We start from the raw sequence: 25682 nt of genomic DNA on the forward strand, positions 1-25682 counted from the left end.
GGGTTGGTTGTCTTCCCGGCTATCTGCGGATTGTGCCGCGCGCGAAGGACTCCAGGATGCGGCTGCTCGGGACTTCGGAGAGGGACACGAGCCGGTTCGCCAGCGCCACCGGGATCAGCGCGTTGTCGTACATCGAGCAGCGGAGCTCTGAGACAGCAGCCAGTACGTCGGTGAGGTTGATGTAGTCGTCGATCTTCGGGTCGGACTTGTGTCCGCCGAGGGTCGGGACGGTTGCCACGTAGGTGCTGCCGTCCTTCGCTTTGAAGATCATCTTGCCGCCCCAGTACGTGTTTTGCCCGTACGTGATCGTGCCGCCGGGATCGCCAGGAACGACGTACTTATAGATGTACTCGTTGGACAGAGGAAGGACGATGCCAGCGAAGTCCCCCTCGCCCTTGGCGTCGGCGAGCGCCTTGTCGAGGCTCTTCTCGATGTGCACCGCGTGCTCCACAAAGGAGCCGCTCTTCTCGAGACCCACCACGTTGAGAAGCGGCAGAACCTTGCTCTGGTCCGACGGATCGCGATACGTGGCAAGGAAGTTTGCCAGATCGCGCAGTGGGTCGGCCAGCGTGAAGACCTGGCCGAAGAGAGCGAGGGGTCCGTCCTTGATGAACAGGAACTCCCGCAGCAGGATCGGCTTCATCTCCCACAGCGCGTGGATCACGTGGACCAGGGCAAGGGTCTCCAGTGCGGAGAGCAGGTAAGAGGTGATGCGACTGGCGCCCTGCTCGTCGTCGACGAGTTCGTGCAGGCGCAGAATGTCACCCAGGTAGATAGGGCCACCGCAGTCCGTGCACTCGGAGCGGTAGGGGGTGTCCGAGGTGAGCACGATCTCTTCCCGGTTACACCCGTTGACGCTCTCGTTCGGACAGTGGCGGAGGGTGCGGCGCGCGTCCGGGATGTTCGTCCAGCGACGGAACAACAGCCAGCGCAGGGTGTCGTAAAGAGACTTGCCTTCATCGACCGGGCGGGCGAGAAACTCGTGGAGCGTCAGGCGGATCGAATCCTGGAGCCCGAGCCCGTTGCGGGAGATGTTGCGCGTGGGAAGCGCGAGCTGGAAGCGCTGGATCTTCTTGAGCTTGGCGAGGTCTTCGGGCGCGATGAACGTCTCGCGGTCGAGCTGCCGCAGGTCGTCCAGCTTGAAGATCAGCGGGCCGAACGCGAAGAAGGTGACGGTAGCCGAGGGGAACTCGTCGCGGACCAGTGCCTCGCGGAAGCTGCCGTCCACCGCGATGACGTGCTTGATGCTCTGGCCTGCCGGCATGGGCACCCGGGCAAGGAGCCCCTGGACGGTCTCCGTGTCAGCAGGCCGCGGGATGGTGCACTCGGCGAGGAGGTCCTTGACCTCCTGCGAGGCAATGATGTTGGTGTGCGAGATCTTGCTGGCGCGTTCCATCGGTTTGCGGCCATGCAGGCTGGAGTAGGCCATCTCAGACCCCCGCGACCTTGAACGGGTCGACCTGGATCGGCACGATGAACGTGTTCGAGTCGGTCTTGAGACGAATGAAGCCCTTGTCGGTGGTACGCCGCAGGCTCTCCGTGAAGTCCTCGAAGTCGTAGAACTTGTCCAGCTCGCGCAGCTCGTCGCGGTTGTTCAGGTGCGAGACGAACCAGTTCTGGGTGTTCTTCAGGATGCTGCCGGAGATCGAGCTGACCTCCTGCGTCGCGTAGCACAGACCGAGCCGGAGCTTCTGGCCTTCCTTGGCAATACGGTTGTAGATCTGGGTGAGGTCCTTGTCGTCCTTGCGGGGGAAGAGGTTGTGGGCCTCCTCGAAGTACATCTGGATGAAGTTCGTCTGCTCGTTGTTGATGAACCGGTTCATCGCCTCGTTGAAGATCTTGCGCGAGACGCGGTCGGAGTAGGTGCGCTGGATGTCAGGGTTCCCCTGGGACAGGTCCAGGATCACGATCTTGCCGGCCCGAAGCAGGGTCACGATCTCGTCGTCGAAGGGGTTCACGACGGTGTCGTTGTGGAGCGTCTTGTGCTTCATCAGCTTGCGGAAGCCCGCCTCATTGGCGCTACCTCCGGGCTTGGCCTTTCGCGTCAGGAAACGCATGAGCGTCTGGGTGTCCTCGTCGGCCCAGTCACGCCCCTTCTTCTGGCGCTTCAGGGTCTGGAAGGGGCCCTGGGGCTCGTCGTATTTCTCCCATGCGGCGGTGAACCATGCGATGGCGTCGTCGAGAGAGATGCCCTTACTCGGGTCGACTCCGTCGAGCCCAGGGATGCCGCTGCCCATGATCACGGCGTTCGACTGGAACTTGATCTGTGCCCCGCCATTTCCGTATCCAGCGGCCTTAAGGCACGCCTGGTACGCGGCCTTCTTGACGCCGTAGCGGGTTGTGGCGGAGCGGTCCTCCGGGTCGGGCTCAGTCCAGTCGATCGAGCAGAAGGCGCGGGTGTAGGTGCTCGAGTCGTCGTCGAGCAGGCTGGCCAGCAGCGAGTGGCCTTCCGCGATCGAGCGGTGAAAGTTCAGCTTCATGACCCTGAAGCCGGGCTTCTCGAGGACGCTGTAGCGGGTGACGTCGCTCGGGTACTGCTGGAAGATCGCGGTTCCGTCGTCCTGCTGGTTGGCGTTGGCGTACTCGCCGTTGATGTCGAAGATGATCTGGCCGACGGGGAGGATCTCCTCGTCCTTGATCTTCACGCCGGACCCGGAAATCCCCACGGTGGCCTGGATGATCTTCTTGACGGAGTTGGACTTGCCGGTGCGGGTCATGCCGAACAGGGCGGTCCGCTTACCGAGGAAGTCCAGTGCGGAGACATAGACCGGAACCTCGTCGCCGGTGTGGTGGCGGAGGCTGGAGCTGTAGCGGACTCGACCGATCCGCTCGTCACCCTTGCCACCGGGGATGCCCTGCTCGCGGAAGTTGACGATGTACTCAAGAACGTTGCCACGGGGCTTGACGACGCGGTAGTTGTGCGGAGCGTAGAAGTTGTCCAGGTCGCCGGCGAAGCGGGTGGTGCCGGTCTCGTCCCGGTAAAAGGTGCCGATCACGCGGCACTCGAGGCCAGAGAACTGGAATTCGGCCCGGGTATAGGAGTCTAGCGGGGTACCGCTGTCATCCCGGGGGGCTTCCTTGTAGTGGTCGACCATAGCCATGACCATGTCGTCGTCGGTCGGCAGCTTGGTGGGGCGCAACACTCGGAGCAGGATGGCCTCATCGATGCCGGCCTCGCCGTTGTAGAGCGCGAGGAGGAATGCACCAGCGGGAACGCCACCGACGCTCTGCTTCCACTTGTCGTTGCTCATCAGGCGCAGACGGTCAAAGTCGAGGTAGAACGGCCGGCCGACAAAGGCGTCTTTCTTGCGGCTCTCCGCGAAAAGATCAACACTGGCGAGCTGCTTGAGCTCCTCAAGCATGGTCATGGTGCAGTTCCCCCTCGTAAAGGTCCTAGCTACGCGTGTTCGCGAATGACAGCTTCTGTTCCCAGGCCGGCGGGACGACGTCCGGGAGTTTCTGAGGTGTTGGGCTGAGCAGCAGAAGCCGATCAACCTTGGTGGCCCGGCCGCTGTTGTTCTTCCAGATGCGGCTCACCTTGCGGTCCTGTGGGATCTCGTCGGCGATGATCCCGTGCAGGTGCCAGCCCTGGTCTTGCAGCACTTCGTCCCAAACAGCCTGGGCGAGGTTGAGGTCGTCGTCACCGCGGCGGACGTCCCCAATCACGAAGCACACGTAGCCGTCTTCGGCGACGACCTGCTTGAGGTTCGCCGCGACCGACTTCATGAAATCCAGGTAGCGCGTGAGTGAGGCCGAGGCCATGAGTCGCTTGTCGACATCGGAGGATGTCTCACCCAGGAACCAGAGCCGGACCCAGTTGTACTTGCCGTACTTGATCACCTGCAGGTACGGGGGGGAAGTGAAGATCAGCTTCGGACGTCGCTGAACAAGCCATGCCGGTGCTGCGGTCGTAGCGTCATGCACCCAGCTCTTGCCACCCTCGCGCTTGGCTGTCGGCAGCTCCAGACGTTCCAACCGGGTCCGCAACATGGCGAAGACGTCGACCTCAGGCCGTACGAGGCCGTGCTCCTTGATGTACTTCGCCACGTAGCCAGGGGCCATTGCGAACGTGTTCGGCATGCTGATCGAGAAGCCCCGCGGACCGAGCTTGTTGTGGTTGGCGTGGAGCATCCCCAGGATCGTTGCAATCCAGAAGCAGTCAGTGTCGTTCGTCCGGTCCAGTTGCTCCCTGAGCCAAACTAGCTGCCGCAGCGTCTTGTCGCTGTAGAGCATGGTGATGTTGGCAGGCTCGTTGGCGATCGACACAGTGCGCGGGGAGTAGCCGTCCTCGAGATCGGCGAGCCGCTTGAGCAGAGCGCGCTTGCTCGGCACCCGGGTCTTGGCATGCGAGAGGACCACTGCCAGTGGGTTGGCGTCGCTGCCGTATCCGCGTCGGCCCTGAAGAACGGCTTCGAGTGCTACGGTTCCACGGCCAGAGAACGGGTCATAGACGGACTCGCCTGGTTGGGTGAGCCAGTCGATGAAGAAGTGGGCCAGCTGCGGCGGGAACATGGCGAAGTAGCTGCACAGACTGTGCAGTGGATGGCCCCACCGCCGAGGGGCAGAGCGCCACTGCAGCGGAAGGTCCTGGATTTGGTAGCTCGCGGAAACGCCCATGCCCCTGATCATGTAGTACCGGTGCAGTCGCAGGCCAGTACGAGGGCCTGGGCGCACTGATACTACATTCCGTGACCCGATCAGTGCATAGAGATCCGAAATTATGAACACCGACGTTCAGCTCATTACTCGGGCAGCTCCATCGGACGCCTGGGGGCGTTCAAAGCCACCAGGCCCGACGAAGCCAGCGCACACCGCTGTTCGACCGGTACGACTGACCGCCCGACCAGTGGAGTGGGCGTCACGCTGGTCGGACTGTGGTCCACACCTGGTCCACACGCGATGATCCAAAGCGGCACAGGCGCGGTTCGGAGTGAGACAGGGCACACGACGAAGGGGCGCCCCTGAGGAGGGGCGCCCCTTCTGGTCAGCACGTTCGCTGACCTGTGGCGGTGGGTGTGGGATTTGAACCCACGGTGACATCGCTGCCACGACGGTTTTCAAGACCGTTCCCTTAGGCCGCTCGGGCAACCCACCTGGCCGGTACAGAGTACCGGGCTGTGGAGGGCGCCGGGGCGGGTGCGGAATCAGGCGGTCTGGGCCTTGTCGTAGGCCGCCTTCGCCTCGTTGCCGAAGTACGGGCCGTACATGCGGTTCGGCAGGAAGGTGTAGCCGAAGCTGTTCACCGAGACCTGGGTGCCCAGGCCGGTGGCCTCGTTGAAGTCCTGGAACCAGGGACCGCCGCTGGAACCGCCCGTCATGTTGCAGGCCAGGCCGTGGTCCTTCGTCAGGAGGAAGTCCTTGCCGCTGTTGCCGCTGCAGTAGACGAGTTTCGTGCCGTCGTACGGGGCCGCGGCGGGGAAGCCGAAGGCGTACATCCTCTTGTTGTAGCCGCCGTTGAAGAGGATGCCCTGCGCTCCCACGACTTGGGAGAGCGTCTGTCCGTTCAGCGGAGCGACGACGGCCAGGCCGACGTCCATGTTCATGTCCTCGCTCGCGGCCCACTGGTCGGTGGCGAACGTCTTGGTCGCCGACCACTGGCCGTAGGGTGCGGTGCCGTTGTTGTAGGCGGGGACGAAGACCCAGTTCGTGTGCCAGGCTCCCTGGTACTTCACGCAGTGTCCGGCCGTCATGACCGTGCTGCCGTTGGCACTGGTGATCGAGTTGCCGGAGCAGGAAGCGGTCCGACCCCCCATCGTGAAGAAGACGCGGCCCGAGGTCTTCACGACCGCGCCGCCGCCGGTCCAGGCACCTCCCGCCTGCGGGAAGGCCGTGGGGGAGACCGTGCCGGACACGGGGGTCGCGGCCGTCGGTTCGATGGCCGTGGGGCGGGCCGCAGCCGAGACGACGGGGACGCGGGACGGGCCGGGGACCGCCGTGATGTCGAGCGCGGTCGCCCCGCGCATGCGCTCCGCGGTCCAGAAGCCCGGGGCGTGCTGCTGCCGGAAGGACGCTGAGACGGGTGTGCCTGCGGCGGCCACGGGGGCCGCCGCCGTCAGGGCGCCCGCGATCAGGGCGCCTGCCGATAAGACGACGGACAAGACGGTGCGATGACGATTCACGCAGGACTCCTTCTGCCGTGCCCGGACCGGGGCAGGGTGGGGGTGAAGAACGGTCGGTGCGGATCGGCTCTGCGCGGTGCGGCTTGCCGGGGCAGAGTGGCACGGTCGCGCGTCGATGTCAGGAGGCAGTCGGAACGTTCGGTCGGTTCTGGCCACCAATTGGCCAACTCCATGCCGTGCCGGGGTCATACGGTGAGCAGTACGCCCACGTACGAGGCCCCGGCCACCACCACCCAGGCGCCGAGTCCCAGAGCCGCCGCCCGTCCCCCCGTACGGGCAAGCGTCGGCAGGTGCACCGCGCTCCCCAGCCCGAACAGGGCCGCCGCCAGCAGTGCCTCCTGCGCGGTGTGCGCCCACTCCAGGGCCGCGTCGGGCAGCGCCCCCGTGGCCCGCAGCGCTGCCGCCGCCAGGAACCCGGCCACGAACAGCGGTACGGGAGCCGGCCGGCGCCCCGCTGCGGTGCGGACCTCGCGCCGCCGGGCCCGTACGGAGAAGGCCACGGCGGCCACCAGCGGGGCGAGCAGCGCCACCCGCATCAGCTTGACCAGGACCGCCTCGCCGAGCGCACCGGGGCCGGCGGTCTGCGCGGTCGCCACCACCTGGCCGACGTCGTGGACGCTCGCCCCCACCCACTGCCCGAAGGCGGGATCGGAGAGCCCGAGCGGGCTCTGGAGCAGCGGCAGGACCGCGATGGCGAGCGTGCCACACAGCGTCACCAGCGCCACCGACGCGGCCACGTCCTCCTCGTCGCTGCCGGACACCTCGCTGACCGCACCGATCGCCGAAGCTCCGCAGATCGAGTATCCGGTGGCGATCAACAGCGGCTGATCACCCGGGAGTCCGAGCCTGCGGCCCAGCCAGAGCGTGCCGAAAAAGGTGGCCGCGACGACCCCGGCGACCATGGCCACCGTGGCCCAACCCAACCGCAGCACCTGGTCCAGGCCCAGCCCGAGGCCGAGCAGGACGATGCCGATCCGCATGAGCCTCCGGCCCGCCAGCGAGAGCCCGGGGCGGGCGGGTCCCCGTACGAAGCCCCGGAGGCCGGGCAGGTGTGCCGCGGCGATGCCCAGCACCACGGCGGCGGTGAGCATCGGCACGGCGGGCAGCGCCCGGTGGATGAGCCAGCCCGCCAGCGCACCGCCGGCGGCCGCCGCCAGGCCGGTCCAGGGACCCGGTGTTTCACGTGAAACAGTGCGGACCGCCGGCGCCCCCCGGGGGCGGTGGAGGAGCGCCATCAGTCGACGGGGAGCGTGTAGGAGCGGCGGATGCTGGTGCCCAGGCGGGACACGTCGGCGCCGTACACATGGACGGATATCGCCTTGGTGGAACAGGAGTTGCGGACCTGATGGATGTCACCGGGCGGGGCGAAACCGCACACTTCGCCCTGCCCGTTGACCACGTCCTCCGTGGCCACCAGCCGGGCCGTTCCGGTGCCGGGCGCCAGCCGGTAGCGCCGCTCGCTCTCCTCGCCCTGGTGTACTCCGGCCACGCACCACGACACGTGGTCGTGGATGCAGGTCTCCTGGCCGGGCAGCCACACCAGGGCCACCACGGAGAAGCTGCCGTCGGACTCGGCGTGCAGGATGTGCTGCCGGTACCGGTCCGGGGACCCCTCGCTCTGGGCCGGGGTCAACAGGTCGGGAGCGCCCAGATGCGGCGCGAGGCGTTCGCCGACCAAGTACGCGGTCAGGTCGGGAGCCAGGCCCCGGTCCACGACCGTACGGATCTCGCTGACGAGGGCGGCCATCCTCGTGGTGGGAGGAGCCGACGTGGTGGTGGTCATGTCGGCAGGGTCCTGCGGACATTGCATCACGTCCAACGACAGTTGTGACCCGAAAACCCAAGCAGCGCTTATGGGTTGGTCAGCAGCCGACCCGGTTCGCCGCGACACGCTTCAATGCGTCGAGCACCACGGCCGTCGCCGGGACACGCAGGTGGTCCCGGTAGACGTAGGCGGCGATGTGGCGGCGGGCGGCGGGCTGGAGCGCCCGCCCGCAGACCCGGTTGAGGGACAGGGAGGGCAGCACCAGCGCGGGCATCATCGCCACGCCCAGACCCTGCGCCACGAGGCTCTGCACCACGAGGTTGTCGTCGGTCGCGAAGCGGATGTCGGGTACGAAGCCCAGCTCGGCGCATTCGTGCAGCAGGTTCGCCCGGCAGCGCGGGCAACCCGCGATCCATCGCTCCCCGGCGAGGTCGGCCAGTTGCACGGCGCGCCGCCGGGCCAGCGGGTGGCCCGTCGGGAGCAGCACCGTCAGCTGGTCCTCCAGCAACCTGACCTCGGCCACCTCCTCCGGGATCTCCTCGTGCAGCCCCGGATAGGTGAAGGCCAACGTGATGTCGCACTCCCCGCGCTCCAGCCTGCGCAGGGAGTCCGGGGGCTCGCCCTCCAGCAGTTCCACCTGGATGCCGGGGTGGTCCTTGTCCAGGCCGCTCAACGCCTCGGGAACCAGGGTGGCGTTGGCACTGGGGAACCCGCACAGCCGCACCCGGCCGGTGCGCAGGCGGGCGTACGCCTTCAGCTGCGACTCGGCCGCGGAGAGGCTGCCGAGGATGCTCACGGCGTGCCGGGACAGGGACTCCCCTGCCTCGGTGAGCTGCATCCTGCGGCCGACCCGGGTGAACAGCGGGGTGCCGACGGCGCGTTCGAGCGCCTTCATCTGCTGGGTGATGGCGGGTTGGGTGTACCCGAGGACGCGGGCAGCCGCCGAATAGGACCCGGAGGCCACGACCGTGTGGAACGTCCTTATGTGCCGGGAATCGAACACGAGCGAAGCATAAGCGGACATTGGGAGGGGCCGCAGGCGGAATCCCGCCTGCGGCCCCTCCGACGCCCCCCTCAGCCCTCGCTGACGGCTGCCCGTCCCCCGGCTACTTGTCTCCGACCCGCGAGCCGAGCGTGATGTCGACCGTGCTCGGCTTGCCGTCGCGCTGGTAGGTCAGCTTCACCGTGTCGCCGGGCTTGTACGTCCAGATCATGCTGATGAGCGTCGGGCCGCTGTCGACCGGCTTGCCGCCGAACTCCGTGATCAGGTCGCCGGGCTTGAGACCCGCCTTGCCGGCCGGGCCGTTCGGGTCGACCAGATCGTTGGCGGGAGCGCCCTGCTCGGAGATCTTGGCGCCCGCGACCTTGGCCTGGAGGTCCACGGAGACCGAGATCACCGGGTACACCGGCTTGCCCGTCTTGATCAGCGACTCGGCGACGTTCTTCGCCTGGTTGATCGGAATGGCGAAGCCGAGGCCGATCGAGCCGGCCTGACCGCCGCCGAAGCCGCCGTTGCCGGCCGACTGGATGGCGGAGTTGATGCCGATGACGGCGCCGCGGCCGTCGAGGAGCGGGCCACCGGAGTTGCCCGGGTTGATCGAAGCGTCCGTCTGCAGGGCGCTCATGTACGAGTTCTTGCCGCTGGATCCGTCACCCGAGGCGACCGGGCGGTTCTTGGCGCTCACGATGCCGGTGGTGACCGTGTTCGACAGGCCGAAGGGTGCGCCGATCGCGATGGTGGCGTCGCCGACCGCCACCTTCTCGGAGTCGCCGAGCGGCAGCGGCTTGAGGCCGGCCGGCGGGTTCTTCAGCTTGAGCACCGCCACGTCGTAGCCCTGGGCGCGGCCCACGACCTCGGCCTCGTACTTCTTGCCGTCGGAGAAGGTCGCGGAGAGCTTGCCGCCGTTCGCGGCGGAGGCCACGACGTGGTTGTTGGTGAGGATGTGGCCCTGCTGGTCGTAGACGAAGCCGGTTCCGGTGCCGCCCTCGCCATCGCCGGCCGAGGCCTCGATGGTGACCACGCTGGGCAGCGCGCCGGACGCCAGCCCCGCAATGGAGCCCGCCTCGCGCTTGAGGTCCTTGGGGGTGTTGCTCGCACTGATCGTGGTCGAGCCGGTGCCGCTGTTGCTGCGGTCGGCCGCCCAGTAGCCGACGCCGCCACCGATGCCGCCCGCGAGCAGGGCCGCGACGAGGACGCCCGCGATCAGGCCGCCCTTGCCCTTCGGCTTGGGCGACGGAGTGCCGTCGGCGCCCGGCGGGGTGCCCCAGCCGCCGCCGTGGCCGCCACCGCTGTAGGCCGGGACGGTGGGCGGCGGGGGCGGCCAGCCCTCGGCACCGTGCGCGGCCGGGCCGGGGCCCTGGCCGTAGGCCGGACCCTGTGCCTGGGGACCCTGGCCGTAGCCCTGACCGTGACCGTAGCCCTGGCCCTGGCCCTGGCCCTGGGGAGCCTGGTCGTACGCGGGAGCCGACGGCTGGGCGTACGCCGGGGCGGGGTGGGCCGGCGCGGGCGGGATCTGCTGCGTCGGCTCCGTCCCCGGCGGGATCGTCGGCGGCAGCTGCTGGGTCACCGGCTCGGAGACGGGCGGGACCGGCGCGGAAGCTGGCTGCGGCGCCGGGGCCGCCGCCTGCGTCTCGGAGGCCGGAGCAGGTGGTACGGACGGGGCCGCGGGGTACTGGGGGGCCGCGGTGCCCTCGTTCTCGTTGCTCACAGCGCTCTCTCCTCGTCACACACGGCTTCGGCAATCTTTGGCGATATCGGTCCGGCTGAACGTTCGACGTGCCGTACAAGTTCCTGGGCAAAGCCTTTCCCATGACCCGTCAGAGCACTGTAAGCCGGACCTGTGAGTCTCCCCGCATTCTTTATATCTGACATTTCAGACAGCCGACAGGACCCGGCCCCTCCGCCCCGCACCCGCTCGATGGCACCATGACCCGGTGACCCACGCAACGCCGCGCACCATCCAGGTCGTCGCCCACCGCGGCGCCTCGGAGGATGCCCCCGAGCACACCCTGGCCGCCTACCGCAAGGCCATCGAGGACGGCGCCGACGCCCTCGAATGCGACGTACGGCTCACCGCCGACGGCCATCTGGTCCTGGTCCACGACCGCCGGGTGAACCGCACCTCCAACGGCCGGGGCGCCGTCTCGGCCCTGGAACTGGCCGATCTCGCCGCGCTCGACTTCGGCTCCTGGAAGGATCGCGAGGAGTCCCCGGACTGGGACTCCGACCCCGAGCGCACCTCGGTCCTCACCCTGGAACGCCTCCTTGAGCTGGTCTCCGACGCCGGACGCCCGGTCCAGCTGGCGATCGAGACGAAGCACCCGACCCGCTGGGCCGGACAGGTGGAGGAGCGGCTCCTCTTCCTCCTCAAGCGCTTCGGCCTGGACGCCCCGCCCGCCACGGGCCCGCACCCGGTCCGGGTCATGAGCTTCTCCGCTCGCTCCCTCCACCGGGTGCGGGCAGCCGCTCCGACCGTCCCGACGGTGTTCCTGATGCAGTTCATCTCGCCCCGGATGCGGGACGGGCGGCTGCCCGCCGGAGTGCGGATCGCCGGCCCCGGGATGCGGATCGTGCGCAACCACCCCGCCTTCATCCGCAAGCTTCAAGCCGCAGGGCACTCCGTTCACGTATGGACGGTGAACGATCCGGAAGACGTTCGACTGTGCGCTGATCTGGGCGTGGAAGCAATCATCACGAACAGACCCCGCCAAGTTCTGTCACAACTAGGACGCTGACGTCCCGTTTTGCACTCCTGCCACCCTCGGCCCTTTCGTAACAGGGAGTGCACCGGCGCATCCGCTTCGCAACCGACCGCCGTGAGTGCATCAGCGGCCACCGCTACGGCGGTTTCCGGTCCAGGCCAATGGGGCATCCAGACCATGCGTGGGGCTAAGGAGGTTCCGGGGGTGGCGTTGGTGGTGGCACAAGAAGTGCCCACGTCGTCGTGCATGGTCGTACGCCATGGCCCTGCTGGCGTGGGCGAGGCGAGGCACCGGATGCGCGAGGAATTGCGTCTCTGCGGGGTGCCCGAATCGGTCGTGGACGATGCCGTACTGATCGTTTCCGAACTGCTCAGCAACGCCTGTCGACACGGCAGGCCGCTGGGTTCGCGGGAGATCGGCGACGGGGAGGTACGCGCCGCATGGCGCGTCGACGGGGCGGGGCGGCTGACGGTCGAGGTCACGGACGGGGGCGGGCCCACTCGCCCTGTCCCGGCCACGCCTTCGGTCACCGCGCGCGGCGGCCGGGGGCTGAACATCATCAGCGCCCTGGCTCAGACCTGGGGTGTCCGGGACGGAGCGGCGGGTGAGGTCACCGTCTGGGTGGTCGTTGCCTGCGGGGCCCGGCACGACGATTTCGCTACGCGCGTTGCGCCCCCGGCGATCGACTTCGGCACGGCCTTCGACGAACTGGATCCCTGACGGCGGAAGTGACCGAGTGGCAACCGTCGCCCGGTCAGAACCGATCACAGCCGACAACAACCCGCACCCAACGGTGCGGAGAGCAGTACGGCCCGCGACAGAAGCGGCCGTCCGGGAGCGCACACCGACCGTGCTCCCGCCCGCACCCACCGGTCCCGGCGGTACGAACGGCTAGGCTCGCGCCAGACACGACGCCGTACCGCCGCAACCGGGAGACACCCACGATGGCCAAGAAGCGCCCCGCAGCCAAGACTGCAAAGCCGCAGCTCAACAACGGTGAGATCCCGGTGGTGGGCGCTCGCGAGCCCTGCCCCTGCGGATCCGGGCGCCGCTACAAGGCCTGTCACGGCGCGGCCGCCGCGCACGCCGTCACCGAGCACGTGCAGCGCCCCTTCGAGGGTCTGCCGGGCGAGTGCGACTGGGTCGCGCTGCGCGAGCTGGTTCCCGCGGCCACCGTGCCGCTCACCCTCAAGGGCGGCCTGCCCGAGGGTGTCCCTTCCGTCACGCTGGTGACCGTACTGCCCCTGGCATGGCCGGCTCTGCGCCGCGAGGACGGGTCCGTACTGCTGGGCCTGCAGAACGAGTCCTCCTCCGGGGACCTCGGACGCGACATGGCCGACACCCTGGAGCGCGCACTCGCCGCGGAACCGGGCACTCCCGTTCCGGCCCGCCGGGTTCCCGCCGAAGGCCCGCGACTTCAGGACCTCCTGGACACCGACGGCGGTTTCGAGCCGGTTGTCCACAGCGGATTCGAATTCTGGATTCCGGAATCGGAGAGCGCGCAGAGCGCCTCCCCGGAGATCGCCGCCTCCCTCGAGCGCGCGAACGCGGCGGCCATTCCCACCGTCAAGCTGGCCGGCGTGGACGCGGCCTACTGGTGCGAGACGCCGGACAAGAACCACCTGCGCTGGGTCATGCCGCACCCCGAGGAGAAGCTCCTCGATGCGCTCGCGCGACTGCACGCCGCCGGCACCTCCTCGCTGGGCGAAGGCACCAGGCTGGTCGGTTCCTTCCGCGCGCACGGCCTGATGGTCCCGGTCTGGGACCTGCCCACCGGCGTCACGGCCGACGACGTCGAGAAGCCCGCCGCCGAGCTCGCCGAGCGGCTGGCCACGGCTCTGGCCACGGACGCCCCGCTGACCACCGAGGAGCGCCGGGCGCGCGGCGGGCTCACCAACCGCCAGGTGACCCTCAGCTGACCCCGGCACCCGTGCGGGACCGGTGACCGGAGTCACAACTCCCGCTAATCGTCTGCAAATCGCTGTCTGAATATCAGAGATCGAATTTGCGAACAGGCGATCTCTTGTTACCGTTCTTGTAGCCCGGTCGCTGGTGCATCCCCCGTCGCCAGCGACCGGGCGCTTGATTTTCGGCGGTGCTCAACCGTCGGACGGTGCCGGTGAGTTGCTCCCGGACCGCAGCAGCAACTCGCCTTCATCATCCGGAACTGCAAACTCCGCTACGGCGGAGTAGCTTTCCGGCGCACCGGCGGAGTCGTCCCTCGGCGTCTCGCACAGCCCGGGCTCGTCTCCCGCCCCGACCGCGCACCGGATCTGCACCGTGCGCCCTGCCGGACCCATCACCGAGAGCACGGCATCGAGCGCGCGACCACTCGTGTTTCGGTAGTAACTGCGGCCCCACGTACGCCCTTCGCCGACGAGCACGCAGGTCTGCGCCTCCACACCGTGGGGCGAGGACACCTCGGGCCCGCAGCTGGAGTCCGTACGGGGCTGCTCGGCCGGCCCGGGCCCGGGACGCCCGCGGCCGGACACCGCGGCCGGGCCGGAGGGAGGCGCGGATGCCGCGCGCGGGGCGTTCGAGAGCCCGAGCGTCGAGAGCAGGCCGCCGCCTTTCCCGTCGTCCTGACCGGCGATATCCGGGCCTGCGATCGCACCGGCGAGCGGGAGCGACAGGATGATCAGCACACCGGCGCCGATACCGATCAGGCGGAGATTCATTCGCCGAAGATAGCGATCCGGGAATGGGGCGCGGAGAGCCCCGCGCCCAATTCCCTTGCAAACTCGTTCCGCTGGCACCCGTACGAGTGATCCGCCCGGTCCCGGAAGGGTCAGTACGCGAGCCTGCTGCCGCCGCCGGGGGCTCCGCTGCTCGCCTCGACCAACGCGTCCACGACGGCCTCGACCTCGGGCAGCCAGGGGGCCCGCCCCGCCCCCTCCGCTTCTGCCGCGCGCGTCAGCCTGGGCCGGGTCCGGGGCTGCGGCTCCGGGCGCGGTTCCCGTTCCCAGCGGACCTGCCCGCCGCCGGACGCGGCCGAGGGCGGCAGCAGCACGTACCCCCCCTCACCGTGGAAGCGCAGCGAGGACGGCACGTGGTCCTTGGCGTAGAGCAGCTCGCCGAGCCGCTCCAGGGAGTACGGCGCCACCAGCAGCGACCACCGGGTGGGCGTGGCCACGACCGGCCCGAGCCGCAGGCCCTGCGCGTCCAGCCGTACGAGGGCCTGCGCGCCGGCGGCCGCCGGCAGGCTCACGGCGCACGGGGCGGCCCCACCGGTGGCCAGCAGGACGGGGGCGGTGGGCCGGTTGGTCCACCACCAGGTGATCATCCGGGGATCGGTGGTGGCGGCGAGGAGCCCCGGGTCGAAGGGGTGCGCGCCGGGGACGACGCAGTCGGGGTCGGGGCAGGCACACCGCGATCCGTCCGCGGCCGACCGGCCGATGCCGGGCAGAACGGGCCACCGCCACGTGGTCGCGCAGCTCAGCGCGGCGTCGAGGAGATCCGGCGCGCCTCCGCGTCCTGGGGCCGGGCGCAGGGATGGAAACCGATCGCGGAGCCGCTGGAGACGCTTTCCGAGGATCTCGCGCATGAGCGCTCGTTCCTTTCCGTTGAACGCCGAGGGCCACATCACACCATGTAACCGATGTTTCACCGCACGTGCATGTTTCGCGTCACTGTCCGCACTGATCGCACTGATCGCCCTGATCGCCAGAAACGGGTTCACACCGTTCGCGCAGTTTCCTCGCGGTCCGTCGAACATCGACGGGGGGCGAAACGCACCCCACACCCGTTACCGAGACCGGCTGCCGCCGTTTAGGACGACGGCCCGCGCCGGGCGGTTCCCGACGCCCGCCGGGGAGGCCGCGGGAGGTGCCGCGACGCTGCCTGAAGACCGACGGATGGCCGTCGGGAGGCGTCAACTGGCCCCGGACGCTGCCGAATACGTACCCGGGCCCCTGGTGGAGCTCGTCCAGTCGACCGCAAAAACCGTCGGGTTCCAGCTTTTTCCGGCCAAGTTCTAGCCTTGGCTCGACCGTGAGTTGTCGTTCCGCGAACACCAGAATTGGCACCTGGGCAATGCTGGACATGCATCCACGTGTGCGTGTAGATGTGGATTCCTTGATGGCGGCGCAGCACGATCTGGGGGTTTGCGATGCTATATGGCGAATCGCACCAGGTGGAAAGGCGGACGCCATGAGCGCCCCGCATCTGCCGAAAGTGGCTGGAATCGATCCGGCAGTTACCGCGTCACCGCACACTGCGGCGCCCGCACCCCACCGGAGCGCGCCGGCGGCGGCGCCCGCGCCCGCCCCGGGCAGCCTCATCCAGGACCGGCTCGCGGGCATGGTCTCGGACCTCACCACCCTCCACGAACTCACCGAACGCCTGGCCCGCGCCAACGACCTCGACGGCTCCCTCCGCGAATTCCTGCGCGCCGGAGCCGCCCTCGTCGGCGCCCGCCGCGGTCTGATCGTCCTGGAGCCCTCCGACGGACTGGGCCCCACCACGACGATCGGCCTCGGGCTCGGCCACGCCGACCTCGGTCACATCGAGACCGTGCCCCGCAGCGCGACCTCGTACGGCCGCATCCTCGACGGGCTCCCGGATGCCGAGGGCGGCTCCGAGGTGCTCCCCGAACCGGGCGCGCCCGCCGGCACCGGCGGTTTCGCCGTCCCCGTCGACCCCCGCCACCGCGAAGTCGCCGCCCGCCTCGGGTACGCCGCCAGCTACGCGCTGCCGCTCACCGCCGAGGCCACGGGCCGGCTCGGCGCCGCCGTATGGCTCTACGACGAGCAGGCCGAGCCGAGCGACCGCCAGCGCGACCTCGCCGGGCTGTACGTACGGCATGCCGCCGAGCACCTGGCCCGGATGCTGGAGGTGGAGCGCTCCCGCTCCAGCCTGGCCACCGTCGCCGAGGAACTCCTGCCCAGCAGGCTCCCGCGGATCCCCGGCGTCCAGCTCGCCGTTCGCCACCACACCGGGCCGCGCGGCGGCGGGGACTGGTACGACGCCCTGCCGCTGCCCGAGGGTGCCCTCGGCCTGGCCGTCGGCTCCGTCACCGGGTCCGGCCCCAGCGCCGTCGCCGCGATGGGCAGGCTGCGCGCCTCCCTGCGCGCCTACGCGGTCATGGAGGGCGAGGACCCCGTCGCGGTCCTGTCCGATCTGGAGCTGCTGCTGCGCCTGACCGAACCCGCACGCTCGGCCACCGCGCTCTTCGCGTACTGCGAGCCCGCCCAGCGGAAGATCATCCTGGCCGGGGCCGGGCACACCCCGCCGCTGCTCATCGGGGAACGGCGCACCCAGTACGTGGAGACCTCGCTCTCCGCGCCGCTCGGGATGCTGTCCTGCTGGGAGGCGCCGAGCGTGGAAATCGAGCCCGCTCCCGGAGAAACGGTGCTGCTCTACACGGACGGCCTGCTGCGCCGCACCGGTGACCCGATGGACCGGGCCTACGCCCGGCTGCACGCGGCCGCCGTTGGGGTTCCCCGCGCCGTCCGGGACGACCCCGCGGCCCTCTGCGACCACATCGTGCGTACCGTGCTGCCCGAGCAGGAGCCAGCCGGCCTCCCCGAGGACATCGTCCTGCTCGCCGCCCGATTTGAGTGATATGGCACATGCCCTCCGGGTGCCTTCCGCTCACACATACGATGGATGAGGTCCACACCCAGGTCCGTGCCTGTCGTAGCTGAGGAGAAGACGTGGCTGACGAGCTCACCCCGGAGACCCCGGAAGAAGAGCAGCCCAAGAAGAAGCACAAGCAGCGCAAGAACGGTCTGTACCCGGGCGTCAGTGACGAACTTGCCGAAAGCATGCGCACGGGATGGGCCGACACCGAGCTGCACGGCCTGGAGCCGATCCCCCAGGCCGCGCACACCGCCGCGCGCCGGGCCGCCCTGTCCGCGCGCTTCCCGGGTGAGCGCCTCGTCGTCTCCGCGGGCCGCCTGAAGACCCGCTCGAACGACACCGAGTACCCCTTCCGCGCCTCCACCGAGTACGCGTACCTCACCGGTGACCAGACCGAGAACGGCGTCCTGGTTCTGGAACCCACCGGGGAGACCGGCCACAGCGCCGCCGTCTACCTGTTGCCCCGCTCCGACCGGGAGAACGGCGAGTTCTGGCTGTCCGGCCAGGGCGAGCTGTGGGTCGGCCGCCGCCACTCCCTCACCGAGGCCGAGCAGCTGCTGGGGATCCCCGCGCGGGACGTCCGCGAGCTCGCCGAGTACCTCGCCGAGGCCGAGGGCCCGGTCCGCACCGTGCGCGGCCACGACTCCGTCATCGAGTCCGCCCTCACCGACAAGGTGACCAAGGAGCGCGACGAGGAGCTGCGTGTCTACCTCTCCGAAGCCCGAGCGGTGAAGGACGACTTCGAGATCGGCGAGCTGCAGAAGGCCGTCGACTCCACCGTCCGCGGCTTCGAGGACGTCGTGAAGGTGCTCGACAAGGCCGAGGCCACGTCCGAGCGCTACATCGAGGGCACCTTCTTCCTCCGCGCCCGCGTCGAGGGCAACGACGTCGGCTACGGCTCCATCTGCGCCGCCGGCCCCCACGCCTGCACCCTGCACTGGGTCCGCAACGACGGCGATGTCCGCTCCGGAGACCTGCTCCTGCTCGACGCCGGTGTGGAGACCCACTCCCTCTACACCGCCGACGTCACGCGCACGCTGCCGATCAACGGCGCGTACACCGACATCCAGCGCAAGGTCTACGACGCGGTCTACGCGTCCCAGGAAGCCGGCATCGCCGCCGTCAAGCCGGGCGCGAAGTTCCGCGACTTCCACGACGCCTCCCAGCACGTGCTGGCCGAGAAGCTCGTCGAGTGGGGCCTGCTGGAGGGCCCGGTCGAGCGCGTCCTGGAGCTCGGCCTGCAGCGCCGCTGGACCCTGCACGGCACCGGCCACATGCTCGGCATGGACGTCCACGACTGCGCCGCCGCGCGCACCGAGGCGTACGTCGACGGCACGCTGGAGCCGGGAATGTGCCTGACGGTCGAGCCCGGTCTGTACTTCCAGGCCGACGACCTGACCGTGCCCGAGGAGTACCGCGGCATCGGCGTCCGGATCGAGGACGACATCCTCGTCACCGAGGACGGCAACCGGAACCTGTCGGCCGGGCTGCCCCGGACGTCGGTCGAGGTCGAGGCCTGGATGGCGCGCCTCAAGGGCTGACCCCGGCGGCTCGGCGGCCGCAGTCGACCGCGCGGCCGTCACAGCACCCTGCGATGGGCGGGACCCCGAACGGGGCCCGCCCATCGGCGTACCCGCGGCGCGCACGGCCCGGGCGGCTAGGACACCCTCAACAGCGCGCCGTCGCGCCACTTCAGCATCTTGTCGAAGCTCACCACCGCGCCGCGTCCCGGCCGGTTGCGGAAGCGCACGTGGTCGGAGAGTTCCGCGATCAGGTGCAGGCCCCGGCCGTGCTCGGCCAGGGAGGGTCTGCGGCGGGCCACCGTCGCGGCGGGGAAGCCCGGACCCGAGTCGGTCACCTCGATGCGGCAGCAGTCTCCGTCCAGGTAGGCCGTGACGTCGTACGCCCCGGCCCCGTCGTCCGGGGGGCCGCCGCACCCGCCGTGCTCCACCGCGTTCGCACAGGCTTCGCTCAGTGCCAGAGAGAGATCGAAAGAGATGTCCGGGTCCACCCCCGCGGTCTCCATCGTCCCCAGCAGCAGTCGCCTGGCGAGCGGAACGCTCGCGGCTTCGCGCCTCAAGTGGAGAGACCACCAGATGCTCATACGGATACCTATTGCCTCCCTCGGGGAGCGGTAAGCGCCCTGCGGCCGACGGAGCGCGCATTGACCTCGTTCAGCCGATGCGGCACTCCCGGGCCGCGGGGTACGCGGGGCGCGTGCGGCAGCCTGCCCGCAGCGGTGGCGGGGCGAGGGCCGGGGCCCGGGGTGTCCGTGTGCCGGGCGCGGACCGTCCGCACAAGGGGACTCATGGGACCTTCCGGACCTGCCGTATGGAGCGACTGAGCGCAGTGCGATGATGACCGGGCCATGACTGCCCCCCACGCGACGCACGCCGGAGTCGGCCTCCGGCTGATCCGGGCCGCGGTGTTCACCGCGGTCTGCGTCGTGCTGTCCGCGGCAGGGCACGCCCTGGCATCCTGCGCGACCGTGCCCTGGTGGTCACTGTGCATCGGCTTCGTCGCGGTGTTCTCGATTGCCGCCCCGCTCGCGGGACGCCGGCGCACCCTGCCCGGGCTCGCCGCCGGTCTCACCGCCGGACAGCTCGCCCTGCACGTGTTGTTCGGCCTCGGCCAGCACGGTGCCGCCGCCGCGCAGGCGCCGACGCCGAGCGCCGCCGACGCCTCGCTCGCGACGCTCGCCGCCCGGCTGGTGTGCGGCGGCAACTCCATACCCGTCAGCCCCGCTGACGCCCGGCAGATCCTGGAGACCGCCGGTCTCGACCCGGCCGCGCTCGCCGCCCAAGCCGCGGTGCAGGGCCACGGGGCGCACGCGCACCTCAGCCAGGCGGCCGCTGCGGCGCCCGACACCGGCCTGTTGAGCCCGGCCATGCTGGCCGGGCACCTGCTGGCCGCGCTCGGCGCGGGCTGGCTGCTCGGCCGGGGCGACGCCGCGCTGTTCCGGCTCGTGGACCTGTCCCGGCTGTCCCGCGAAGCCGCACCCGTACGACCGCTGCGTGCCGCGCTGGCCTTCGTACGCGCCCTCGGCGCCGGGCTCGCGGGCACGGCCTCCCGTACACCGCGGACCCGGCGGACCGGTTCCGCGCCCGACCCGTCCACCGGCCGGGCGGCCCTCCAGCACACGGTGATCAGGCGCGGGCCCCCCGGGGCGCTCGCCCTCGCAGCCTGACGCGGCACCCCCCTCCCCGAAACCGGGGCGGGAGCACCGGTGCCGCGAACTCCGTGCGCGCCCGCGTGCGGAGCCAACGCCACCCTGCTTCCGTGGAGTGTTTCTGCCGTGAAGACCTCTCGCGTCTCCTTCGCCGCCGCCCTCGCCGCCGGTACCGTCCTGGTCCTGTCGGGCCCCGCCTTCGCGCACGTCAGCGTGCAGCCCGGCGAGGCCACCAAGGGCGGCTACGCGACGATCAACTTCAAGGTGCCCAACGAGCGCGACAACGCCTCGACGACCCAGCTCGAGGTCAACTTCCCGGTCGACCAGCCGCTCACGTCCGTCATGCCGCAGGACATCCCGGGCTGGACCGTGAAGGTCGAGACCAGCGACCTCGACAAGCCGCTCACCGTGCACGGCAAGCAGATCACCAAGGCCGTCACCAAGGTGACCTGGTCGGGCGGCAAGATCGAGTCCGGCAAGTTCCAGCAGTTCCCGCTCGCCGTCGGCAAGCTCCCCGAGGACGCCGACCAGATGGTCATCAAGGCGATCCAGACCTACGACAACGGCGAGGTCGTCCGGTGGATCGAGGAGGCCAAGGAGGGCGCCGCGGAACCGCAGAACCCCGCGCCCGTCCTGAAGCTGACCGCCGCCAAGGCCGACGACCACCACGACGGCGGGGACAAGAAGGCCGACGACGCCAAGAACGCCGACAAGGACACCAAGGCGGGCCACGACGAGGCCGCGTCCGAGCACGGCTCCGACACGACCGCGCGGGCCCTCGGCATCACGGGCATCGTGGTCGGGCTCGGCGGTGTCGCCTTCGGCATCGCCTCACGCCGGCGCTCGGCCTGACCTGACGTACCCGCGGGCACTGCCCTTCGGACCATCCGTACTTTCCCCGATCCCAGGGACACCTCCTCATGCGCACCACTCGTGTGACGGTCGCCGCTCTCGCAGCGGCGGCCGCACTCACCCTCACCGCCTGCGGCGGTGAGACCGCCAAGACCGGTTCGGTCACCCAGATCTCCGGCGGCCAGAACGGCGCGAAGGCCGCGACCGTTCTGGACCGCCCCTTCGCCAAGCCGGAACTCGTCCTCACGGACACCAACGGCAAGCCGTGGAACCTGCGCGAGCAGACCAAGAACAAGCCGACCCTCATCTACTTCGGCTACACCCACTGCCCGGACGTGTGCCCGCTGACGATGAGCAACATCGCCGTGGCCAAGAAGGCGCTCCCCAAGGCCGACCAGGACAACCTCCAGGTCGTCTTCGTCACCACCGACCCCGCACGGGACACTCCCGAGTCCCTCGCTCCGTGGCTCCGATCCCTCGACCCGGCCTTCACCGGGCTGACCGGGGACTTCGCCGCCATCCAGGCCGCCGCACGCTCGCTCGGCATCGGTATCGAGGCCGCCACGACGGGACCCGACGGCAAGGTCGTCTCCATGCACGGAGCCCAGGTCATCGCGTTCTCGCCCAGGACCGACGAGGGCTACGTCCTCTACGGCGAGGGGACCACCGTCGACGACTACACCAAGGACCTGCCGAAGATCATCAAGGGAGAGAACCCGTGACCGCCCGCACCACCCGTACCCTCGCCGTCGCCCTCTCCCTGACGGCCGCGCTCGCCATATCCGGCTGTTCCTCCGACGCGGACCAGCCCGCGATGAAGGTCAGCCAGGGCTTCATTCCCGAACCGGTGAACGACGAGATGGCCGGCGCGTTCATGGTCATCAAGAACGGCTCCGCGACCGCCGACAAGCTCACCGGCGTCTCCTCCCCGCTCTCCGACGATCTCCAGATCCACGAGACGAAGGACCAGAAGATGCAGCAGGTCCCGTCCCTGGACGTGCCTGCCAACGGCGAGCTCCGACTGGAGCGCGGCGGGAACCACGTCATGTTCATGGGCCTGAAGAGCACTCCGAAGGTCGGCGAGAAGGTCACCGTCGAGCTGCGCTTCGAGAAGGCCGGCCCCGTGAAGGCCGAACTCGACGTGAAGGAACGGACGTACACCGCGCAGAACTCCAACGCCCACTGACGGACCGAGGAACCGACACGCCATGACGGCCACCGCCCCCGCACCTTCCGCGGCCCGCGTCCATGCCACGGCACTCCTGCCGCGGCTCGCGCTGGTCCTCGCAGCCCTGCTGGCAAGCCTGTTCACCGCGGCCTCCCCGGCCGCGGCGCACGCCGCACTCACCGCGAGCGACCCCAAGGAAGGGGCGGTGGTCGCCACGGCCCCCGCACAGGTCTCGCTCTCCTTCTCGGAGCAGGTCGCCATGGGCGACGACTCCATCCGCGTACTGGACCCCCAGGGCAGGCGGGTGGACACCGGCGAACTGCGCGACATGTGCAGCGGACACATCATTCGCTACGGCACCGCCCTGAACTCCGGCCTGCCCGAAGGGACGTACACCGTCGCCTGGCAGGCCGTCTCGGCCGACAGCCACCCCATCTCCGGCGCCTTCACGTTCTCCATCGGCGCACCCTCGGCCACCAACGTCACGCTCCCCACCCGGGAGGCCGGCGGCGGCCCCGTCGGCATCGCGTACGGGATCGCGCGCTACGCCGCCTACGCCGGATTCACCGTCCTCGTCGGCGGCGCCGCCTTCATCCTGCTCTGCTGGCGCCGGGGCGCCGCCGCGCGGCCGCTCCAGAAGCTCGTCGTGCGGGCATGGGTCACTCTGACCGCGGCCACCCTCGCGATGCTGGTCCTGCGCGCTCCGTACACCGGGTCCGGGCAGTTCGCCGACGCCTTCGACCTCGCCGGGATGAAGACGGTGCTGGAGACGAAGACCGGTGCCTCGCTCGTCTCCCGGCTGCTCCTGCTCGGTGCCGCCGCCCTGTTCATCGCGGTCCTCTTCGGTGTCTACGCACGGCGCCAGCAGGGCGCCGGAACCGCCGGTGAGGACAAGGACACCAGCGACCTCACCTTCGGCCTGGCGATCGGCGGCGCCGTGGTCTCGGGCGGCATCGCCGCGACCTGGGCCCTGTCCGAGCACGCCTCAACCGGGATCCAGCCGGGCATCGCCATGCCGGCGGACATCCTGCATCTCCTCGCCGTCGCCACCTGGCTCGGCGGTCTCACCGCCCTGCTCGTCGCCCTGTACAAGGTTCCGGGGATCGAGAGCGAAGCGGTACGGCGGTTCTCGAGGGTGGCGTTCGTCAGCGTGGTGGTGCTCGCGGTCACCGGCGTGTACCAGTCCTGGCGCCAGCTCGGCAGCTGGTCCGCCCTGACCGGGACGGACTACGGACGGCTGCTGCTCCTCAAGGTCGGCCTCGTCGCCGTCCTGGTCGGCATCGCCTACGTGTCCCGTCGGTGGACCGGTCGGTTGCTCGACGGGCCGCCGGACGCGGAGCGGGGGAACGAGCGGGCTCTCGCACCGCTCGTTGTTTCACGTGAAACAACAGGCGGTGTTTCACGTGAAACCGAGGGCGTTTCACGTGAAACGGAGGCCGTGACCTCTCCGGCCGACCCGAAGCGCGCCGCCCAGCTCGCCCGACAGCACGCCGCCCGGGAGACGGCACGCGAGAAGCAGGTCCGCGACGCCGATCCGGACCGCGCCGGACTGCGCCGCTCGGTGCTCGCCGAGGCGGGTGTGGCCGTGGTCCTGCTGGCCGTCACCACGGTGCTCACGAGCACCGAGCCGGGCCGCGCGGTGGAGCGCGAGGCCGGGCGCGGCTCCACCTCCACTGCCGTTCCGGACCGCGCGGTCAAGATCACCCTGCCGTTCGAAACCGGTGGCCCGAGCGGCAAGGGCGACGTCCGGCTCGAACTCGACCCGGGCCGGGTGGGCGCCAACACTCTGCACGTCTGGGCCGACTCCCCCGACGACCAGCCGCTCGACCTCCCCGAGGTCAAGGTCGCCTTCACCCTCCCGGCCAAGGATGTCGGGCCGTTGCCGCTCGTTCCCGACCGCGCCGCGCCGGGGCACTGGACGTCCTCCGGGGTACAACTTCCGCTGGCCGGAGAATGGCGCATCGACGTGACCCTCCGTACCTCCGACATCGACCAGACGACCGTCCAGAAGACCGTGAAGATCGGCTGAACAGCGTGACCGAGAGCACCCCCGACATCGAGATCTCCCGACGACGCCTGCTCGGCACCGTCGGCGCCGCGGGCGCCGCGGGGCTCGCGCTCGGCGCCGCCGGTGGCGCCTTGGCGCACGCGGCCGCGGCCGACGCGGGAACGGCGCCCCCCGGCGGTTCCGCCGGGAGCCTGTCCTCCCTCGGTGCCACCCAGGTCGCCTTCCACGGCGACCACCAGGCCGGCATCACCACACCGCTGCAGGCCAAGGGACATCTCATCGCCTTCGACCTCGCGGCGGGCGCGGGCCGCACGGAGGCCGCCGCGCTGCTGCGGCGCTGGTCCGACACAGCACGGCTGCTCATGGCGGGCAAGAGCGCCCCGGACGCCGACACGGGCATCGCCCTCGATGCCGGCCCGTCCTCCCTCACCGTCACCTTCGGCTTCGGCCACTCCTTCTTCGAACGGACCGGCCTCACCGGCCGTCGTCCCGTCGCCCTCGACCCGCTGCCGGACTTCTCCTCCGACCGGCTCGACGAGCGCCGCAGCAACGGCGACCTGTGGGTCCAGATCGGCGCGAACGACGGACTCGTCGCCTTTCACGCCTTGAGGGCTCTGCAGCGGGACGCCGGGCAGGCGGCCCGTGTCCGCTGGCAGATGAACGGCTTCAACCGGTCCCCCGGGGCCACCGGCACCCCGATGACCGCACGCAACCTCATGGGGCAGATCGACGGCACCGGAAACCCCAAGCCCGCCGAGCCCGATTTCGACCGGCGCATCTTCGTGCCGGGCACGGGTCCCGGTCCGGCCGAGCACGCCTGGATGGCCGGCGGCTCGTACGCCGTCGTCCGGCGCATCCGCATGCTCCTCGACGACTGGGACAAGCAGTCGCTCGCCCGGCAGGAGCAGGTCATCGGCCGGAACAAGGCAACCGGCGCCCCGCTGACGGGTGGCAGCGAGACCACCGAGCCGGAGCTCACCAAGATCGGCGCCGACGGGAAGCCGGTCATCGCGGCCAACGCCCACGCGCGGATCTCCGCGCCCGAACAGAACGGCGGGGCGGCCATGCTGCGGCGCCCGTTCTCCTTCCACGACGGGATCGACGCGGACGGCGCTCCCGACGCCGGGCTCCTGTTCGTCTGCTGGCAGGCCGATCCGCTCCGCGGGTTCGTCCCGGTCCAGCGAAAGCTCGACCGGGGGGACGCGCTGTCGGAGTTCATCCGGCACGAGTCCAGCGGCCTGTATGCCGTCCCGGCCGCTCCCCGTTCCGGGGAGTACGTGGGGCAGCGGTTGCTCGAAGGATGAACAGCGCCGCGGCGT

General features: G+C 70.0%; 23 protein-coding genes and 1 tRNA gene. 12 read left to right on the top strand and 12 right to left on the bottom strand.

Annotation, left to right across the window (positions count from 1 at the left end; translation table 11 throughout):
- Window positions 1-19: 19 nt before the first annotated feature.
- From ACFWW8_RS08355 to ACFWW8_RS08395, 9 genes are all read right to left on the bottom strand, one after another.
- Entirely contained in the window at window positions 20-1429 is a 1410-nt protein-coding gene (locus ACFWW8_RS08355) for a hypothetical protein (RefSeq protein WP_386525331.1), read from the bottom strand.
- 1 nt (window position 1430) lies between these two features.
- On the bottom strand, window positions 1431-3368 hold the full coding sequence (locus tag ACFWW8_RS08360) for an ATP-binding protein (protein WP_386525334.1): 1938 nt from the start codon (window positions 3366-3368) through the stop codon (window positions 1431-1433).
- Window positions 3369-3393: 25 nt separating this feature from the next.
- Window positions 3394-4617, bottom strand: coding sequence for a DNA methyltransferase (locus tag ACFWW8_RS08365; RefSeq protein WP_386525336.1), 1224 nt, complete (start codon window positions 4615-4617; stop codon window positions 3394-3396).
- Between the two features lie 387 nt (window positions 4618-5004).
- Window positions 5005-5094: transfer RNA gene (locus tag ACFWW8_RS08370), tRNA-Ser, on the bottom strand.
- Window positions 5095-5144: 50 nt separating this feature from the next.
- Window positions 5145-6119, bottom strand: a complete 975-nt coding sequence (locus tag ACFWW8_RS08375) for a trypsin-like serine peptidase (RefSeq protein ID WP_386525339.1) — start codon at window positions 6117-6119, stop codon at window positions 5145-5147.
- 185 nt (window positions 6120-6304) lie between these two features.
- The gene (locus tag ACFWW8_RS08380) at window positions 6305-7354 is read right to left on the bottom strand and encodes a YeiH family protein (RefSeq protein ID WP_386525340.1); all 1050 of its coding nucleotides are present in this window, start codon (window positions 7352-7354) and stop codon (window positions 6305-6307) included.
- Window positions 7354-7902, bottom strand: coding sequence for a cysteine dioxygenase (locus ACFWW8_RS08385; protein WP_386525342.1), 549 nt, complete (start codon window positions 7900-7902; stop codon window positions 7354-7356). Before ACFWW8_RS08385 ends, ACFWW8_RS08380 begins: the two co-directional genes overlap by 1 nt.
- Before the next feature lie 79 nt (window positions 7903-7981).
- The gene (locus ACFWW8_RS08390; protein WP_386525344.1) at window positions 7982-8887 is read right to left on the bottom strand and encodes a LysR family transcriptional regulator; all 906 of its coding nucleotides are present in this window, start codon (window positions 8885-8887) and stop codon (window positions 7982-7984) included.
- A gap of 103 nt (window positions 8888-8990) precedes the next feature.
- A complete protein-coding gene (locus tag ACFWW8_RS08395) occupies window positions 8991-10592 on the bottom strand; it encodes a S1C family serine protease (protein ID WP_386525346.1) in 1602 nt (533 codons plus the stop codon).
- Window positions 10593-10818: 226 nt separating this feature from the next.
- On the opposite strand from ACFWW8_RS08395, the gene ACFWW8_RS08400 reads away from it, so the two are divergent.
- The 3 genes from ACFWW8_RS08400 (at window position 10819) to ACFWW8_RS08410 (ending at window position 13505) form a co-directional block, all read left to right on the top strand.
- Window positions 10819-11619 (top strand): glycerophosphodiester phosphodiesterase, encoded by an 801-nt coding sequence (locus tag ACFWW8_RS08400; RefSeq protein ID WP_386525348.1) that lies wholly within the window; start codon window positions 10819-10821, stop codon window positions 11617-11619.
- Between the two features lie 171 nt (window positions 11620-11790).
- Window positions 11791-12306, top strand: a complete 516-nt coding sequence (locus tag ACFWW8_RS08405; protein WP_386525350.1) for an ATP-binding protein — start codon at window positions 11791-11793, stop codon at window positions 12304-12306.
- Between the two features lie 224 nt (window positions 12307-12530).
- A complete protein-coding gene (locus ACFWW8_RS08410) occupies window positions 12531-13505 on the top strand; it encodes a DUF5926 family protein (RefSeq protein WP_386525353.1) in 975 nt (324 codons plus the stop codon).
- Window positions 13506-13685: 180 nt separating this feature from the next.
- On the opposite strand, the gene ACFWW8_RS08415 is transcribed toward ACFWW8_RS08410, so the two are convergent.
- Both ACFWW8_RS08415 and ACFWW8_RS08420 read right to left on the bottom strand, forming a co-directional pair.
- On the bottom strand, window positions 13686-14264 hold the full coding sequence (locus ACFWW8_RS08415; protein ID WP_386525356.1) for a hypothetical protein: 579 nt from the start codon (window positions 14262-14264) through the stop codon (window positions 13686-13688).
- Window positions 14265-14374: 110 nt separating this feature from the next.
- Window positions 14375-15130: a bifunctional DNA primase/polymerase gene (locus ACFWW8_RS08420; protein ID WP_386525358.1), complete on the bottom strand. Its 756-nt coding sequence runs from the start codon at window positions 15128-15130 to the stop codon at window positions 14375-14377.
- On the opposite strand from ACFWW8_RS08420, the gene ACFWW8_RS08425 reads away from it, so the two are divergent.
- The 3 genes from ACFWW8_RS08425 to ACFWW8_RS08435 all read left to right on the top strand — a co-directional run bounded on the left by ACFWW8_RS08425 (window position 15129) and on the right by ACFWW8_RS08435 (window position 18707).
- Entirely contained in the window at window positions 15129-15563 is a 435-nt protein-coding gene (locus ACFWW8_RS08425; protein WP_386525361.1) for a hypothetical protein, read from the top strand. The two genes, ACFWW8_RS08420 and ACFWW8_RS08425, sit on opposite strands and share 2 nt — an antisense overlap.
- Window positions 15564-15618: 55 nt before the next feature.
- On the top strand, window positions 15619-17148 hold the full coding sequence (locus tag ACFWW8_RS08430) for a PP2C family protein-serine/threonine phosphatase (protein WP_386525363.1): 1530 nt from the start codon (window positions 15619-15621) through the stop codon (window positions 17146-17148).
- Between the two features lie 92 nt (window positions 17149-17240).
- A complete protein-coding gene (locus ACFWW8_RS08435; RefSeq protein ID WP_386525366.1) occupies window positions 17241-18707 on the top strand; it encodes an aminopeptidase P family protein in 1467 nt (488 codons plus the stop codon).
- Between the two features lie 116 nt (window positions 18708-18823).
- On the opposite strand, the gene ACFWW8_RS08440 is transcribed toward ACFWW8_RS08435, so the two are convergent.
- Entirely contained in the window at window positions 18824-19270 is a 447-nt protein-coding gene (locus tag ACFWW8_RS08440; RefSeq protein ID WP_386525369.1) for an ATP-binding protein, read from the bottom strand.
- A 264-nt stretch (window positions 19271-19534) separates the two neighbouring features.
- Here ACFWW8_RS08440 and ACFWW8_RS08445 point away from each other — a divergent pair, with 264 nt between their 5' ends.
- The 6 genes from ACFWW8_RS08445 to efeB all read left to right on the top strand — a co-directional run bounded on the left by ACFWW8_RS08445 (window position 19535) and on the right by efeB (window position 25667).
- Entirely contained in the window at window positions 19535-20353 is an 819-nt protein-coding gene (locus ACFWW8_RS08445; protein WP_386525372.1) for a hypothetical protein, read from the top strand.
- 108 nt (window positions 20354-20461) lie between these two features.
- Entirely contained in the window at window positions 20462-21187 is a 726-nt protein-coding gene (locus ACFWW8_RS08450) for a YcnI family protein (RefSeq protein ID WP_386525374.1), read from the top strand.
- A 68-nt stretch (window positions 21188-21255) separates the two neighbouring features.
- Complete coding sequence (locus ACFWW8_RS08455) at window positions 21256-21909, top strand: SCO family protein (protein ID WP_386525376.1); 654 nt, start codon at window positions 21256-21258, stop codon at window positions 21907-21909.
- Window positions 21906-22373, top strand: coding sequence for a copper chaperone PCu(A)C (locus ACFWW8_RS08460; RefSeq protein WP_386525379.1), 468 nt, complete (start codon window positions 21906-21908; stop codon window positions 22371-22373). Before ACFWW8_RS08455 ends, ACFWW8_RS08460 begins: the two co-directional genes overlap by 4 nt.
- A 22-nt stretch (window positions 22374-22395) precedes the next feature.
- The gene (locus ACFWW8_RS08465; protein ID WP_386525381.1) at window positions 22396-24384 is read left to right on the top strand and encodes a copper resistance CopC/CopD family protein; all 1989 of its coding nucleotides are present in this window, start codon (window positions 22396-22398) and stop codon (window positions 24382-24384) included.
- Entirely contained in the window at window positions 24309-25667 is a 1359-nt protein-coding gene (gene efeB, locus ACFWW8_RS08470; protein WP_386525383.1) for an iron uptake transporter deferrochelatase/peroxidase subunit, read from the top strand. Before ACFWW8_RS08465 ends, efeB begins: the two co-directional genes overlap by 76 nt.
- Window positions 25668-25682: the final 15 nt, after the last annotated feature.

Source organism: Streptomyces sp. NPDC058701, assembly GCF_042715295.1.
In the GTDB taxonomy this organism is placed as follows: domain Bacteria; phylum Actinomycetota; class Actinomycetes; order Streptomycetales; family Streptomycetaceae; genus Streptomyces.

What these genes read in the sequence shown, in the direction of transcription:
- ACFWW8_RS08355 (WP_386525331.1), bottom strand. Translation starts at nt 1,429, where the DNA reads ATGGCCTACTCCAGCCTGCATGGCCGCAAACCGATGGAACGCGCCAGC.
- ACFWW8_RS08360 (WP_386525334.1), bottom strand. Translation starts at nt 3,368, where the DNA reads ATGACCATGCTTGAGGAGCTCAAGCAGCTCGCCAGTGTTGATCTTTTC.
- ACFWW8_RS08365 (WP_386525336.1), bottom strand. Translation starts at nt 4,617, where the DNA reads ATGGGCGTTTCCGCGAGCTACCAAATCCAGGACCTTCCGCTGCAGTGG.
- ACFWW8_RS08380 (WP_386525340.1), bottom strand. Translation starts at nt 7,354, where the DNA reads ATGGCGCTCCTCCACCGCCCCCGGGGGGCGCCGGCGGTCCGCACTGTT.
- ACFWW8_RS08385 (WP_386525342.1), bottom strand. Translation starts at nt 7,902, where the DNA reads ATGACCACCACCACGTCGGCTCCTCCCACCACGAGGATGGCCGCCCTC.
- ACFWW8_RS08410 (WP_386525353.1), top strand. Translation starts at nt 12,531, where the DNA reads ATGGCCAAGAAGCGCCCCGCAGCCAAGACTGCAAAGCCGCAGCTCAAC.
- ACFWW8_RS08415 (WP_386525356.1), bottom strand. Translation starts at nt 14,264, where the DNA reads ATGAATCTCCGCCTGATCGGTATCGGCGCCGGTGTGCTGATCATCCTG.
- ACFWW8_RS08425 (WP_386525361.1), top strand. Translation starts at nt 15,129, where the DNA reads ATGAGCGCTCGTTCCTTTCCGTTGAACGCCGAGGGCCACATCACACCA.
- ACFWW8_RS08420 (WP_386525358.1), bottom strand. Translation starts at nt 15,130, where the DNA reads ATGCGCGAGATCCTCGGAAAGCGTCTCCAGCGGCTCCGCGATCGGTTT.
- ACFWW8_RS08430 (WP_386525363.1), top strand. Translation starts at nt 15,619, where the DNA reads ATGCTGGACATGCATCCACGTGTGCGTGTAGATGTGGATTCCTTGATG.
- ACFWW8_RS08440 (WP_386525369.1), bottom strand. Translation starts at nt 19,270, where the DNA reads ATGAGCATCTGGTGGTCTCTCCACTTGAGGCGCGAAGCCGCGAGCGTT.
- ACFWW8_RS08445 (WP_386525372.1), top strand. Translation starts at nt 19,535, where the DNA reads ATGACTGCCCCCCACGCGACGCACGCCGGAGTCGGCCTCCGGCTGATC.
- ACFWW8_RS08455 (WP_386525376.1), top strand. Translation starts at nt 21,256, where the DNA reads ATGCGCACCACTCGTGTGACGGTCGCCGCTCTCGCAGCGGCGGCCGCA.
- ACFWW8_RS08465 (WP_386525381.1), top strand. Translation starts at nt 22,396, where the DNA reads ATGACGGCCACCGCCCCCGCACCTTCCGCGGCCCGCGTCCATGCCACG.
- efeB (WP_386525383.1), top strand. Translation starts at nt 24,309, where the DNA reads ATGGCGCATCGACGTGACCCTCCGTACCTCCGACATCGACCAGACGAC.